Source organism: Paenibacillus sp. JNU01 (assembly GCF_059130585.1).
This window is the reverse complement of sequence record NZ_CP169723.1, coordinates 673,097-687,016: the sequence shown is the minus strand read 5'-3', so window position 1 is coordinate 687,016 and position 13,920 is coordinate 673,097. Positions and strand designations below refer to the sequence as shown.

General features: G+C 42.6%; 11 protein-coding genes. 4 read left to right on the top strand and 7 right to left on the bottom strand.

Features of this window, described 5'->3' with window-relative positions; all coding sequences use genetic code 11:
* Positions 1 to 34 precede the first annotated feature (34 nt).
* Positions 35 to 1,609: an FAD-dependent monooxygenase gene (locus tag NLBNIHML_RS02740; protein WP_494353704.1), complete on the top strand. Its 1,575-nt coding sequence runs from the start codon at positions 35 to 37 to the stop codon at positions 1,607 to 1,609.
* Positions 1,610 to 2,160: 551 nt separating this feature from the next.
* Here NLBNIHML_RS02740 and NLBNIHML_RS02735 read toward each other — a convergent pair.
* Together NLBNIHML_RS02735 and NLBNIHML_RS02730 are read right to left on the bottom strand one after the other, a co-directional pair.
* Complete coding sequence (locus NLBNIHML_RS02735; RefSeq protein WP_342569967.1) at positions 2,161 to 2,790, bottom strand: sugar O-acetyltransferase; 630 nt, start codon at positions 2,788 to 2,790, stop codon at positions 2,161 to 2,163.
* A 69-nt stretch (positions 2,791 to 2,859) separates the two neighbouring features.
* Positions 2,860 to 4,236: an MATE family efflux transporter gene (locus NLBNIHML_RS02730; protein WP_472477995.1), complete on the bottom strand. Its 1,377-nt coding sequence runs from the start codon at positions 4,234 to 4,236 to the stop codon at positions 2,860 to 2,862.
* Positions 4,237 to 4,359: 123 nt separating this feature from the next.
* On the opposite strand from NLBNIHML_RS02730, the gene NLBNIHML_RS02725 reads away from it, so the two are divergent.
* Positions 4,360 to 5,256, top strand: coding sequence for an AraC family transcriptional regulator (locus NLBNIHML_RS02725; protein ID WP_472477997.1), 897 nt, complete (start codon positions 4,360 to 4,362; stop codon positions 5,254 to 5,256).
* 79 nt (positions 5,257 to 5,335) lie between these two features.
* On the opposite strand, the gene NLBNIHML_RS02720 is transcribed toward NLBNIHML_RS02725, so the two are convergent.
* On the bottom strand, positions 5,336 to 6,136 hold the full coding sequence (locus tag NLBNIHML_RS02720) for a Cof-type HAD-IIB family hydrolase (protein WP_472477999.1): 801 nt from the start codon (positions 6,134 to 6,136) through the stop codon (positions 5,336 to 5,338).
* 266 nt (positions 6,137 to 6,402) lie between these two features.
* Positions 6,403 to 7,344 carry a ketopantoate reductase family protein gene (locus tag NLBNIHML_RS02715; protein ID WP_472478001.1) on the bottom strand — a complete coding sequence of 314 codons (942 nt, stop codon included), beginning with the start codon at positions 7,342 to 7,344 and terminating at the stop codon, positions 6,403 to 6,405.
* Between the two features lie 148 nt (positions 7,345 to 7,492).
* On the opposite strand from NLBNIHML_RS02715, the gene NLBNIHML_RS02710 reads away from it, so the two are divergent.
* On the top strand, positions 7,493 to 7,702 hold the full coding sequence (locus NLBNIHML_RS02710) for a TetR/AcrR family transcriptional regulator (protein ID WP_472478003.1): 210 nt from the start codon (positions 7,493 to 7,495) through the stop codon (positions 7,700 to 7,702).
* A gap of 320 nt (positions 7,703 to 8,022) precedes the next feature.
* Here the strand turns inward: NLBNIHML_RS02710 and NLBNIHML_RS02705 are convergent, their stop codons facing one another.
* From NLBNIHML_RS02705 to NLBNIHML_RS02695, 3 genes are all read right to left on the bottom strand, one after another.
* The gene (locus tag NLBNIHML_RS02705; protein ID WP_339255349.1) at positions 8,023 to 9,954 is read right to left on the bottom strand and encodes a fructose-1,6-bisphosphatase; all 1,932 of its coding nucleotides are present in this window, start codon (positions 9,952 to 9,954) and stop codon (positions 8,023 to 8,025) included.
* 87 nt (positions 9,955 to 10,041) lie between these two features.
* Positions 10,042 to 10,446, bottom strand: coding sequence for a VOC family protein (locus NLBNIHML_RS02700; RefSeq protein WP_339233681.1), 405 nt, complete (start codon positions 10,444 to 10,446; stop codon positions 10,042 to 10,044).
* Between the two features lie 993 nt (positions 10,447 to 11,439).
* The gene (locus NLBNIHML_RS02695; protein ID WP_339308308.1) at positions 11,440 to 12,069 is read right to left on the bottom strand and encodes a histidine phosphatase family protein; all 630 of its coding nucleotides are present in this window, start codon (positions 12,067 to 12,069) and stop codon (positions 11,440 to 11,442) included.
* A 247-nt stretch (positions 12,070 to 12,316) separates the two neighbouring features.
* Here NLBNIHML_RS02695 and NLBNIHML_RS02690 point away from each other — a divergent pair, with 247 nt between their 5' ends.
* Complete coding sequence (locus NLBNIHML_RS02690; RefSeq protein ID WP_339233677.1) at positions 12,317 to 13,873, top strand: glycine betaine uptake BCCT transporter; 1,557 nt, start codon at positions 12,317 to 12,319, stop codon at positions 13,871 to 13,873.
* Positions 13,874 to 13,920: the final 47 nt, after the last annotated feature.

The window sequence follows — 13,920 nt, the reverse complement described above, 5'->3', positions numbered from 1 at the left end:
ACCTATCAAAACAATGATCAAGGAGGGTTCAACCATGAATACCATGCGGTCTTTTGTTGATGTTCTTATTGTCGGGGCCGGTCCCACTGGGCTTACACTTGCCTGCGATCTTGCCCGTCGAAACGTCGCCCATCGTATTATTGAACGAAGCACCTTATACAACGTTGCTTCTCGTGCTAAAGCAATCCAGCCTCGCTCGCTTGAAGTGGTCGATGACTTGGACGCCGTTCATCACATTGTTGGCACAGGTGTCGTAGATCTGCCTGTTCGTTATTATACCGCAGATGGCAGGAGTGTGGATAAGCCGTCTATTACCGTGGCAGCCAGCGTCGAACTTGAAACCCCCTATCGTGATCCGGTCTGGATTGCTCAATTTGATGTGGAAAAAGCATTGCGTGACCGATATGCAGAGCTTGGCGGGCAAGTTGAGTTGGGCATGGAAGCTGCAGGGCTTGTTCAGGATGTGGATGGTGTAACGGTAACCGTAAATTTACCACAGGGAGAAGAGCACATTCGCGCTCGTTATGTCGTCGGCGCTGACGGGGGCAAAAGCAATATTCGCAAGTTTATTCAATTACCGCTGGTTGGAGAAACACACGATCATGAGCGATGGTATCTTGGCGATGTACGATTGGAAGGATTAGATCGTGACCGTATCTATATTTGGACATCTTCAGAGGGGATGGTCGGAGTGACACCGCTGCCGAAATCCGATATTTGGCAACTGCAGGCTACCATTCCAGCAGACCACGAAGAACCAGAGCAGCCGTCGCTAGAGATATATCAAGCCATGTTTGACCGGCGCGCCGGGGCTGGACGTGTTCGACTCACAGATGCTTCCTGGCTGTCCATCTACCGGGTCAACGTTCGAATGGTAGAACGTTATCGTAAAGACCGCGTTTTCCTTGCTGGCGATGCTGCCCATGTTCATTCACCGGCAGGCGGTCAAGGCATGAATACCGGCATACAGGACGCGTACAACCTGGGCTGGAAGCTCGCTGCTGTCATTCGCGGAGCGGATACCTCCTTACTCGACACGTACGATGAAGAGCGCCGTCCTGTGGCTCAAGCCGTGCTTGAGGACAGCACGAAGAAGATGGGAGCGGTTGTTGCAACGGTGACAGAAAGCGGAGAGTTGTCCCAATCTTTGAGTACCATATCCGACGATCTGACGAGTGGACTCCTCATTTCCTATCGGTCAAGTTCTCTTACTCGCCCGTATGCTTTACCCCAGACTGCCTCTCCCTTTCCTGGGGACCGTGCTCCTAATGCTACGGGCCTGCAAGGCACCGGATTTGCAGGAAGTATATTTGACCTATTGCGCGGCCCACACTGGACGCTTTTGGCTTTTGCAAACTGCGTTGATTGTATTGTTCCTTCCTTAAATAACTTCACCGACGATGAACTCCATGTGCATTATATCCTGCCATCTAACGCAGATGGGACGGAAGGCATCATAGACACAGAAGGCAATGCCTATCGAATATACAATGTAGCAAGCAAAGAACTCGTCTTGATTCGTCCCGACGGTTACATCGCACTGCGTACCTCTCTGGATGATACCGCATTAATTTCGAATTACTTGAATTCCATCTATCGCGTAAACTGATTGGGACACTATCGGAATATGGGTCTTGTCTTCGGTTTGGGACAAGAACATATTCCGAGTAATAGCCGCTAAGTTTCCAGGAAGATGAATCAACGATTTTTAATAGCATCTTCAGAATCGTAATTGAAGAATTCTACATCCGCATAGCCTTGTTCTGCTTCGTGGTTCAAGTTGTACACGCCGACCCGGTCTCCTCGATAATGCCCCCATCCAAGTGGAAGACTTAACCAAAGCTGATAAATGACTCTCCATCCAGACTGTATTGATATATGTTTTCACCAGATCATTTGAATGCAAAACCGTCATACCAGGTGAGCAATGCAACGTGGAAGAGATACCAATGTTAATCCTTAGAGGCAATATCGTTATGATAGGCATCTTCATTATAGTAATGTTCTAAATGTCTGTTCATTTTACTAGCTATGAAATGGGTTCGCCGGGAATGAACAATGGCTCTAAGGACAAAAAACAGAGTTAACAATGTAATAATCGCATATATGATATCTATAATCATCAATGAACTCCTTTCCAGAAGGTAGATGTCATTTCTTTTACCATTCAACCTGATTAAAACGCATATCTTTGTAGTAGAATTCTCGATCCTGTTCGGTAATCTCACGAAGCACTCTGCATGGATTTCCAACAGCAATTACGTTTGCAGGCACGTCCTTGGTTACAACACTGCCGGCACCAATGACACTACCCTCGCCAATTGTGACGCCTGGTAGAATAATCGCTCCGCTTCCAATCCACGCCCCATCTTCAATAACCACGGGCAATGCAAACATTCCGCCTTCTTTGCGCTTCTCAGGGTGCACAGGATGACTCGTTACAGCAATCGTTACATTTGGGCCAAACATGACATCATTCCCAATGGTTACTGTATAGTCATCCACCACGGTCAGATTGAAATTAATATATACATTATTCCCTAGGGTCGTATTTGAGCCATAGGACATCCGAAGTGGCGGCTCCATCCACACATTTTCCCCCATACTGCCAAAAAGCTGCTTCATTAACGTGTTTCGCATTTCAACATCATCTGGATGCAAATTATTTATTTCATAGCATAAGGCTTTACCTCGCTGGCGTGCTTTGGCTAATTCCGCAGCCTCTTTCGGGTAATTTGCATCATCATCTGAAAATAATTGTTTGCTTGCCATTCGTTCACGGATATTCATATCATCTTCTCCTTTATGAAAAGCTATTATTTAGTAGAGTAAGTTACATAACCCCTGGTAAGATCAGGTTTATGTAAAGTTTCTAGTTAAGTTATTGAGCCACTTAAACTGACGATAACGGGTGAAAGCAATGGGTAGTTTAATTAACTCGTCTAAGCTGATGATGACGTATAAAAAAATGGGAGATACTTGCCAAACAAAAGCGCACAGGTAACTAAGTGGTAAAATAATAAGCCACATGACAACCATGTCACACCATAATCCGAACTTCGCATCTCCACCGGCCGGGAATATACCTGCTATCGTTGTGGAGTTAAAAGACTTCGCAATACAATAATACGCACTAATGTATAACATGCCATCCAGATCGCTTTGAGCGACTGGACTCAGACTGACGATGGAGTAAACTAAAGGTTTAATAAGCAAAATGCTACAACCTGCAATGGCTCCAAAAATGAGTGCATAATAACACATGTGGTTACCCGCATACTTAGCTTTCTCCATTTCACCCTGCCCCAGATACTTTCCAATCAGTACAGAGCCCCCGGTAGCTATGCCGCCACAGAGAACAACCGCCAAGTTCTTGACTACAGATGCGATGGAGTTTGCCGCTACCATATCGGAGTTCACATGGCCTATAATGGCAGCCGTAGCGGTAAGTGCTCCTCCCCATACGATATAATTCCCCTGCACAGGCAGGGTATATCTCAGGAAATCCTTTAATAGATTACGATGCATACTGTCACGTACTGGTAAACGAAAGCGAATGGATCCCTTAGTAAAGGAATGAATCACACAACATGCCAGTTCAATTATACGTGCCAAGACCGTGGCAAGAGCCACTGCCGCAATCGCAAGTTCCGGATTGGATGGGAATAGTACAAAAATGCCAATAGCATTAAATATAATGTTTAAGACCAAGCATAATGAACTGACCCACGCACTGAGTTTTGCATTTTCCATACTTCGAACTACACTCAGATACATATGCGATAATCCCATGACGAGGTAAGAAAAGGAATTAAACTGTAAAAACCTTGAACCATATTGAATCAATTCAGGATCATTGGTGAATAAGCGCATGAGTGTATCGGGAATCAGGAAGGAAGACAAGAAAAACAGAATCGATATGCTTAGGGAGAATACACAGGCAATACTCAGAATGCGCTGTATGGTTAATGAGTCCTTCTTCCCCCAGTACTGGGCAGTGAGGATACTCGCCCCCGCTGACAATCCCATGTAAAACAATGTTAAGGTAAAGGTGATTTGTCCGGCGAGTGATACGGCTGCCATTACAGATTGACTGATCATACCCAGCATGATCACATCAACAGATATCACCGTTGCGGATATTAGATTTTGTAGTGCAATGGGGATTACAAGCGAGACTAACTCTCGATTAAAATCGCGTTTGCCGAACCCTTGAATCTGCATGCGTTTTCTCACCTGTATCTGTCCTCTCGGTTGTTCTCAATAATATAAAGATAGTACGTAATCGTTGTTGTTTCCATCAATATTGGCTATAATTTTATTAATATCGTATACATTTGTGCAAAGAAGGGATTCTCAATGACAGATTTAGAGGTGTTCTCTGATTTATCAGAACGGTTGGATTATAATCTTCCTGATGTCCCCCTTTATGTCCGCAAAGGAAGCCTTCATCAATTTGATAATCATGCCGCAGTTGCACATTGGCATGTGGATCTGGAGTTTATCTATATATTAAAGGGATCAATGGATTTCTCGGTTAATGGAAGTATCACGCGATTGCATCAAGGAGACGGACTTTTTGTGAATAGCCAACGTTTGCATTTTGGTTACGCTGCTGCGGATCACGACGATTGTTCGTTCCTGGTGGTCGTTATTCATCCCTCTATCCTTGGAGAGAAAACTTCATATCTTAAGACGTACTGGGAAGAGAAGTTCAGTTCCAATATGGCTGATTTTGTTGTACTCACAGAGCAGATGGCCTGGCAACAAGACATCGTACAGTCCATTCAGGAACTCTATCGGGAAATGCATAGGGAACATACGCCTCCCAATCCACTTCGTTTGGTATCCCAAGCGTTGTCGTTGTGCGCTACAATTGGCGATCAGTTGAAGCCTGTTTCCGGTCAACCTGGCATATTAACGCATGTTCAGGAAATGACTCAATTCATTCACCAGAACTATGATCAGAAGATAACACTTGAGGAGATCGCATCTGCCGGAGCTGTTTGCAGAAGTCGATGTTGCCAATTGTTTAACAAATATGTGGGCCAATCGCCAAACAACTATCTCACCCAATATCGACTTCAGAAAAGCTGTGAAATGTTAAAAGAAACACGGAGATCCATAAGTGAAATTGCACTTGCCTGCGGTTTTCAAAGCTCCAGTTATTTTTCGTCCATTTTCCGAAAACAGATGGGTGTAGTTCCACAGCATTATCGCAAACAAGTTACCAACAACGACTCGGACCCCAAGTAACGTTTTTATCCAATGAAAATAGGGCAATCCTAAGATTGCCCCCGTTAGATCGAACATGTAGTACCTTGTCAGACAAGGATTACTGCAAATCCAGTATTTTTTGAACCGTTAGAAGAACGCCATTCTCTTCGTTGGATTTCGTGATGAAGTTTGCTGCTTTTTTCGTATTATCACAAGCATTACTTACTGCAAAACTATATTTGGCGATGGCCATAAGCTCCACATCATTCTCACCGTCACCAAATGACATCGTCTCCTCGTATGTGACACCCAGCATGTCTTGCAGCTTCTTCACGGTCTCTCCTTTGTGTGTGTGTAATGCCGTAATATCCAGCCATCTGGCTTCCGAGTCAACAATGTAAACCTGTCCAAACATTGTACCCTCCACATGCGCTCTTAATGCTGTACTGCGTCCTTCTGTATCAAAGACCGTAATTTTGATAAATTGACTCTCGATGGTTTCGAAGGAATCTGTTTTGATTACACGTTCATAGGAGCCTTTCACGACTTCGTACATTTCTTCCGAAATGGAAGAATGAACGTAAGCAGCATCGCTTGCACATACGATAAGAGTCATCGTGTTGTCGAAATCCTGAATTCGATCAATCGCCTTCATGGCAAGTTCCTTTTCCATGCTGAACTCTTTGATGACTTCACCATCTTTTTTGATTCGAGCAGCGCTGTCACCCAGAATCCAGACTCCTTTGCCATGTTCATCAAACAGTTTTTCTACACGTTCACATTGTTTCCCGGTACAGGCTACAAAAGTAACTCCTTTTTGCTGCATCTCGGCATAAACCTTTTTGAAAAGTTCAACATCGTACGAACCCTTATTGTTCAAAAACGTTCCATCTAAATCAGTGACTACCAGTTTAATCATATTTATGCCCTCCATTGTATAATTTGTTTGCTCTTGTGCTGGAGATAATCCACTTTATTTAAACACTTTATAATGTATATTTAATAAGTGTTTAGAAAAACTCATCATGAGTTCTACATGAATGATTGTGATCTCTCGCTACAAAACAAGATTAAAATATGTAACTGGTTTCATGTCAATTTTTTTATTTTCTTATTCCAGTTGCAAGCGGCTCAAGAAATATGACGGACCGAGGGTAACTGAGAGATACAAGTGATCGCTTCATTTCACATTTCTTTTGGGTTATCCATCCAGTTCGTTCTCGATGTAATATCATTTTGACTTAAAAATTTCCTCAAATCATTGTTCAGTTGTAAAATCTCATTGTTCGCATTATTTGCATAATCCGGCAACATCATATCCCTAACCATTTTAGTTCGCAGCCATGTCATAAAAAATAGATCCAACAATAAATTCGGAAATTTAAGCACCATTTTAAAAATGGGCGGATCGAGTGAAACGCCAGCTTGTTGTATTGCCCTTAGATACGTTTTCAAAGTGACTGTTATTCGGTGGGCCGTCGTTCTGGTTCTGGCTGTTTTGTGATCAATGATCTTATGTTGAGGATGCAAAAAGCTCAACATGGCAATGTCTGATACGGAATGTGTGATGAGATACGATTGCATATCCTTTTTAATAACGTAGGGAAGCTTGGCTGTCTTAAATAATTTTGCAAGGTTCTCTATACGCTCTGTCACCACACCTTTAATTTCTCCAAATACAGTTGCAGCTATAAACTTTGGTAAAAATCGAGCATGTAATACTTCATCTTTAATCTGTCCTCCGAAGCCTGGAAAAGCTGGTAAAAGTCTATCTCCTACGATATCCAGCCACGAGGAAAATCCAATGGAGTTACTAGTCATCGTAATTATATTTTTGCTTTGATTATCTTTTAGCGCGAACAACGCTGATTCGGATCGATCATAACGAACGGTAACGAAAATAAAATCATATACATCGTCATGTTCGAGTGTATCAATGACATTCACTTTAATCGATCTAACTGCCCCTTTTTCTACATATTGCAGGCCATTTTTTCTCAATGATCTATATCTATTCGAATGTGCAAACACGGTAACATCAAATCCTGCTTCAATAAACTTAATTGCGTACATGCTCCCGATAACACCTGCACCAAAAATTAAAATTCTTTCTTGTGTGGTTGACATGATCCACCCCCCTAGGTAATAATATTTCCTTTTGATTATCAGACAACATGTTGTATGATGCGATTATAAATCTTCATTATGCCTTGATCAACCAGCAGTTTTTTAATATTTGTCGGATAATACTCGTAATCCATAACAGGAGGAAAACATGAAAAAGCAACCTCAAATAACGGAGAAAACAAGACAAAAGTTTATAGAAGTTTTCTGTGAGCTATATAGTCAAAAGCCGATTGAAAAAATTTCGGTTCAGGAAATTGCAAAAAACTCAGGATATAACCGCAGCACCTTTTATCAATACTTTACGGACATTTACGCATTGTTAGACGCTGTTGAAAATGATCTGTTGAATGACATATAACGCCATACTTAATTGAGTTTTACCTGACAACTTCCCTTGCTTTATTTCGTCTTTGGCTCCAGCGTGAAAAGGATTTATCATCAGAAGAATTTCTCAATTTAGTGCAGAACCTATACTCAAGAGGAATTACCCATCTGGATCAATACTAAGGGATAATTGATTCCTGTGGCGGTGGCATCTCATAGGCTCCTGCCTTCTGTTACATCGCTCCCTTTAAAAAAGAAAAACTCGTACAGGCAGGGTATTTACTTCCCTGCCTGTACGAGCGTCTGTGCTTAATTACACTCCAACATTTAATCCGGATGTTTTTAGCAATCGTTTTAATTCATATAGTGATATTCCAGAAGGTCCTTCAAATTTGAGATTTTCTGCAGCAGCTTCTCTCCAACATTGGTTTCCTTCACCAGTTTTCGTTCCAGTTCCTTATCCACCAGTCTTTTTACAGACAATACGTCCGTTCCGTTGCATAGCACATCTTCTTTTGAATTAAATTTCTGATGGGCGACGAGCTGCATGCCAAAGGAATTAAACAGCAACGTATATCCGGCAATGCCCGTTGTGGATTGATAGGCTTTGGAAAAACCGCCGTCAATCACGATCATTTTGCCGTTTGCTTTAACAGGGCTCTCTCCACGAATTTCTTTGACTGGCGTGTGGCCGTTAATGACATGTCCATGATCCGGATTCAAATCAAACTCCTGCAGGATTTTCCGGCACACCTCTTCATTCTCACGTAAATGGTAGTAGGGATTCTTGTTCTCCTTATGTGCTTCTTTATCCTGGATAAAATACCGTTCAAACGTAGTCATTTCTCTCTTTCCAAAGAGCGAGGAACATTCCCCAGTCCAGATGTACCATACCATATCCGTTGCCAGATCTTCTGTCTCCTCCGGATGCGCGAAGGCGTAGCGTAGATAATCTTCAAAAACATCAAGCAATTGACGACCCGCATATGTCTTGTCTTCAATCTGCATTTCTTCCATATTTCCTTCTTCATCCAAAGGAATACAGCCGTGGATTAACAAATTCCCGTTGTATTTTAAATAAAGACTACCCTTCTTCATAAGAAAGTTCATATGTCTGGCCAGCTTTTCGGAATGCTGAACGGAGAACAGGAGCTTTTCCATTACCTGACGTTCTTCTTCCAGCAATTGCTCAGGCTGCTGCGGATTTACGGTGCTAAAACAGGTGTTTTCCAATGTGTACGTTTTTCCGCAGATATTAATTTCATTGTTGTCGTAATCAATCTTCTCCAGCAAAAGTCTTTCAGACATATTGAAGTATGGGCGTCTCTTAATAATCGGGATTTCCAGTTTAAACTGGATCATGGCAATGGCCTGGTGAATTTTGGTGATCTGCAGAATTTCCTGCTCCGATACGTTATGGCCAGCTTGCAGTTTAGGTCTAAAGGGCAGATTGTCTTCGTAATATTTCTCCGCCAGATTTAGTAGTGGGCGCAGATTAATTCCGTACACATCTTCAATGATGTCCAGATTATCGTACCTGGCGCAGATCCGGATAATATTCGCAAGGCAGACCAGAGAACCCGCATAAGCACCGATCCAGAGGACATCATGGTTCCCCCACTGAATGTCTACAGAATGGTAGTTGATTAGCGTGTCCATAATTTTATCAGGGTCCGGCCCCCGGTCATAGATATCTCCAACCACATGAAGATGGTCAACTACCAGGCGTTGGGTCGTATAAGCAAGGCCGATGATGAGCTTGTCCGCCTGTCCCAAGGATATAATTTGTCGATATATTTCCTCGTAATAAGGGTCCTTATTGTTGGTCGAGTCCGTCTTATATAGAAGCTCTTCTACAATATATACATACTGCTCCGGCAGAGCTTTACGCAATTTCGAGCGCGTATACTTGGAAGAGGCATAAGAGATAAGCTTAAGCATGTGTTCAATCGTTCGTCTATACCACTGGTTCAGAGCCTGTTTATTGCTCAGTTCACCTATGACCAGCTGTATTTTTTCTTCCGGATAATAAACCAAAGCGGCAAAATCATTGATTTCTTGATCTGTCCAAGATTCCCGGAATAATTCTTTGATTTTCTCTCTGACGGTACCCGAACCGTTTCTTAGTACATGCTGAAATGCCTGGAACTCCCCATGCAAATCGCTGACAAAATGCTCGGTTCCCTTCGGGAGATTGGAGATCGCTTCAAGGTTGATGATCTCGGTTACGATCTTTTCTTCCGTATCATATTTTTCGGCCAATAAATCTAGAAACTGCTCATCCAAAACAGATGTCCCCCTCCAAAGAAGTAATGTCTTCCCCAATCATACTCCAATTCGTCGTAGATGAACAAATTTCATTGAAACTGTATGTTAATGTCTATCTTTAAACCGTTTAATCGCATCCTCAGTCACGGGCTCAAAAAGGTTAAGTAGGTTGCCATCGGGATCGCGGAACAGCATGGAACGGTTTCCCCACGGCATCATGGTCGGTTCTTTTACCCAATGATCGACAAATGACTTTAAGCGCTCATATTCGGCTTCTACATCATCGACTCGAAACTCAATAATGACAGTACGGTTATGAGCGCTCAGTACAGCATCCGTACCGAATAACTGTGCCGTCTGGGTATGTCCTATTGCAAGGGTACATGATGGCACAACGAGTTCGGCAAATACCGGTGCAGGTCGTTCTGCCGTAACCTCCAAGACTTTTTCGTAGAACTCAACGAGACGATCCACGTCGTCAGTAATGATGCGTACAGAAGAAAAATTCACAATATATCATCCTTTCTAAATCTAACTGTGTCCTATTTTTTTGTAAAACAGACATGTTACTTATCCATATCTTTTACTTTTACATATCCAATGATAAAAAAACGCTACTGACAACGTTATGTCAGTAGCGTTTTAAAATGATTGGGGCTTTCTTTCACTTCACTCTAAAGTTATTTTGAGCATATTTGGATACGACAGGTACCGCACTGAACAGATAGCCTACAGTCAACACAATTAAGACAACAGTGAGCACCCACAGAGTTGGACCTAAAAACATCGTTATAACAAAGCCTAATGAAATAAGACTGTTCACTAATGTAAAAAGAGGATTATTGGTGTCCAACTCCGTTGTGTAGGGTTGGAATACATAATATACCAATAAATGATGTACTGAGAAAAATATGGACAGTGTCATCGTCATAAACCAGATGGCAAGCAATGTACTTATATCCTTTCCTTCAGACAAAACAAGTATAGAGATACTTAGTACGGCTGCTAGACACGCACCTAATTTTAGGTTTAAGGATAATACACTTCTAAATCTTAGACGAAAATGTTGCTTCGCATGCTTGCGATAAAAGGAGTAGCGCATAAGCTGCATATCACAATGGTAAAATAGCCCCTTACAAACCTCTCGACCTATTGTCAGGCTTAGCATAGCCATAATGAGTATAGGCGTAAATCGTTCCACCGTGTTTAGAGAGACATGATCTCATTTGCAAACATATTTAAAAGTTGTGTCGTTTTCATATAATCAGTCCTCTCATTATTTTGAGAATCGTCTTTCTTGATCGATATAGCCAATATTGGTAAAATAGACAATCCTTCATAATGTATTCAATTTTGAACGTAGAATCCCTCTCTTTGAACCACTTTATATAAAGTATATGATCTTATTAATTTCTAGATTCTTATTTTTCCGTCAGGAAACGATAAAAAAAGCCGCCAAAATAGCGACTTGAATGAGCATATGTTCTTCTTGTCCCTCGACATCTAAGACATTCCAGCTTGCTGTAAAACATCTTCTAATTTCAATTTTCCAACAACTTGATACCCTTTATGGTCTCCCAGTGGTTTAATAATGACTGTCTCCATACTCGAGAGTTCTCCTAATCCCAGACCGCTAGGAAAAGAGTGAGCTACAATAAGCCTGTTCGAATTCGTTGGAGAGGTTTGCTCTACTTCATTTGTAAATGCTTGAATTGTACTGTTTATATTTTCTGTGTCCAGATTTTGACTGAGTTTATATATGTTTAACCAAAATGTATTTTCTTTTACATTTTGTGCACCAAACGCAATCTGAGCAGTTTGGAGAGTTCGACACAGGGGACTTGCTTCCACGGGGAAATGGACGGGGATATTTAGTTTCCGAATAGCATGACCATATTTTTCTGCCTGTTCCTTTCCAAGCGCACTTAAATTCCTCTGTGTGGAGCAATCTGTCAGACTAAAATCTGGTTGATCAACTCCAACTGTTGCATCTCCATGTCGGACATAAAGGATGTAACCCCCTTTTTGTAGATCACTAATGAGAGAAGATGTGGATATTTCTGATGCTTCGGCAGTATGATATGCTCCAAAGAACAGAAAAAGACTAATGGCTAGAACGGTTAAACGGTACATGGATTTCCCCCCCTTTTTCTCCCTACTCTCCCCCTTCTTATCATTTTTTATTCAACATTTCTTCTCCTTGGGGGACATCAAAAATCGATAAATCCTCTCCTTTGAAAAAGAGGACTTTCTCCTCACCTGTTTCAATACACGTCGAATTGTTTTATGTTATCAACAGCTGGCTTTCCGAATGATAACTAGCCGGACTAGCACATACTAAGGAAAAGTTGGATGAAGATTACATAATGGAGGTCTCATCATGGTATTTACCATCACAATTATCATCGTTGCACTGTTTGCAATATGGGGGGGCGTCGCTCCTGATCAGCTGGCGGATGCAGCAAACGTTGCCTACAACTTCTCTATTCAGAATTTTGGCTGGTTTTATTTGTTAGCGACACTGTTCTTCCTGATCTTTGCTTTTTATCTGGCATTCAGCCGATTTGGCGGGATCAGGCTGGGGGATGACGATGATGAACCGGAATATTCTACGATTTCCTGGCTGTCCATGCTGTTTAGCGCTGGTATGGGAATCGGACTGGTTTTCTGGGGAGTTGCCGAGCCCCTGTCCCACTATTTATCTGCCCCGGAAGGAGCAGAAGCCGGAACTGCGCAGGCAGCAAGACTTTCCATGCGTTATTCCTTCTTTCACTGGGGGCTGCATCCTTGGGCGATTTATACCGTTATCGGTTTGGCGCTCGCTTACTTCCAGTTCCGGAAAGGTTATAAAGGGTTGATCAGTTCTACCTTTATTCCTCTGATCGGTGAGCGTCTTGCGGCTGGCTGGCTTGGCAAGATCATTGATATTCTGGCTGTTATTGCCACCATCTTTGGTGTTGCAACCTCTCTTGGATTGGGTGCACTTCAGATTGGTGGGGGACTGAATTACTTATTCGGTATTCCTAACTCGACGTTGTCCCAGATTGTCATTATCTCAATTGTAACCGTACTGTTTCTAATCTCGGCAACCTCCGGTCTGGATAAAGGGATTAAGATTCTAAGCAACACCAACCTCGTTATAGCTGTGCTATTGATGGTGTTTGTATTAGCGACTGGACCGACTTCTTTCATATTTGACACATTCACGACAACCTTGGGCAGTTATATGCAGAACATTATTAACATGAGTTTGAGATTGACGCCGTTCTCAAGAGAAACCTGGATTGGAGCATGGACGTTATTTTACTGGGCTTGGTGGATCGCATGGGCTCCTTTTGTCGGCACTTTTATCGCAAGAGTATCCAGAGGCAGAACCATCAAGGAATTTGTAATTTACGTCATGGTTATTCCAAGCCTTTTCGGATTTATATGGTTCTCAGTCTTCGGCGGAACCGGACTTCACATGGAATTGTTCAATGCCGCTCATCTGGCGGAAGCCGTCAAGGAAGATGCGACAACCGCCCTATTCCTTATGTTGGAGCAGTTGCCTTTGGGCTCGATCGTAGCATTCATCGCAACACTCCTCATCATGACCTTCTTTATTACGTCGGCTGATTCGGCTACCTTTGTGTTAGGCATGCTGTCTTCAGATGGCAAGCTAAACCCAAGTACAAGAGTGAAATTGACTTGGGGAATCATGCAGTCCGCTATTGCGGTAGTGTTGCTGATTAGTGGGGGATTGAACGGCCTCCAGACGGCCTCCATCGTGTCTGCATTGCCGTTCGCTGTAGTCCTTATCGGGATGTGTTTCTCCCTGCTCAAGGCACTGCAGGCTGAGGACAAAGAGCGACGTCAGAAGGAAAAACGGCAGCGCCAAAAGCTGAAACGACTGCTGGAGGAACAAGAAAACTTGCAGCCTGAAGTTCCGGGCACGTAATGGAATGTAGTACAATCTTCTCCTTCTATTACATGCAAGTACATAAA

Coding starts and splice junctions, on each gene's coding strand:
- NLBNIHML_RS02740 (WP_494353704.1), top strand. CDS start 35: ATGAATACCATGCGGTCTTTTGTTGATGTTCTTATTGTCGGGGCCGGT.
- NLBNIHML_RS02710 (WP_472478003.1), top strand. CDS start 7,493: ATGAAAAAGCAACCTCAAATAACGGAGAAAACAAGACAAAAGTTTATA.
- NLBNIHML_RS02715 (WP_472478001.1), bottom strand. CDS start 7,344: ATGTCAACCACACAAGAAAGAATTTTAATTTTTGGTGCAGGTGTTATC.
- NLBNIHML_RS02735 (WP_342569967.1), bottom strand. CDS start 2,790: ATGAATATCCGTGAACGAATGGCAAGCAAACAATTATTTTCAGATGAT.
- NLBNIHML_RS02695 (WP_339308308.1), bottom strand. CDS start 12,069: ATGTACCGTTTAACCGTTCTAGCCATTAGTCTTTTTCTGTTCTTTGGA.
- NLBNIHML_RS02690 (WP_339233677.1), top strand. CDS start 12,317: ATGGTATTTACCATCACAATTATCATCGTTGCACTGTTTGCAATATGG.
- NLBNIHML_RS02720 (WP_472477999.1), bottom strand. CDS start 6,136: ATGATTAAACTGGTAGTCACTGATTTAGATGGAACGTTTTTGAACAAT.
- NLBNIHML_RS02725 (WP_472477997.1), top strand. CDS start 4,360: ATGACAGATTTAGAGGTGTTCTCTGATTTATCAGAACGGTTGGATTAT.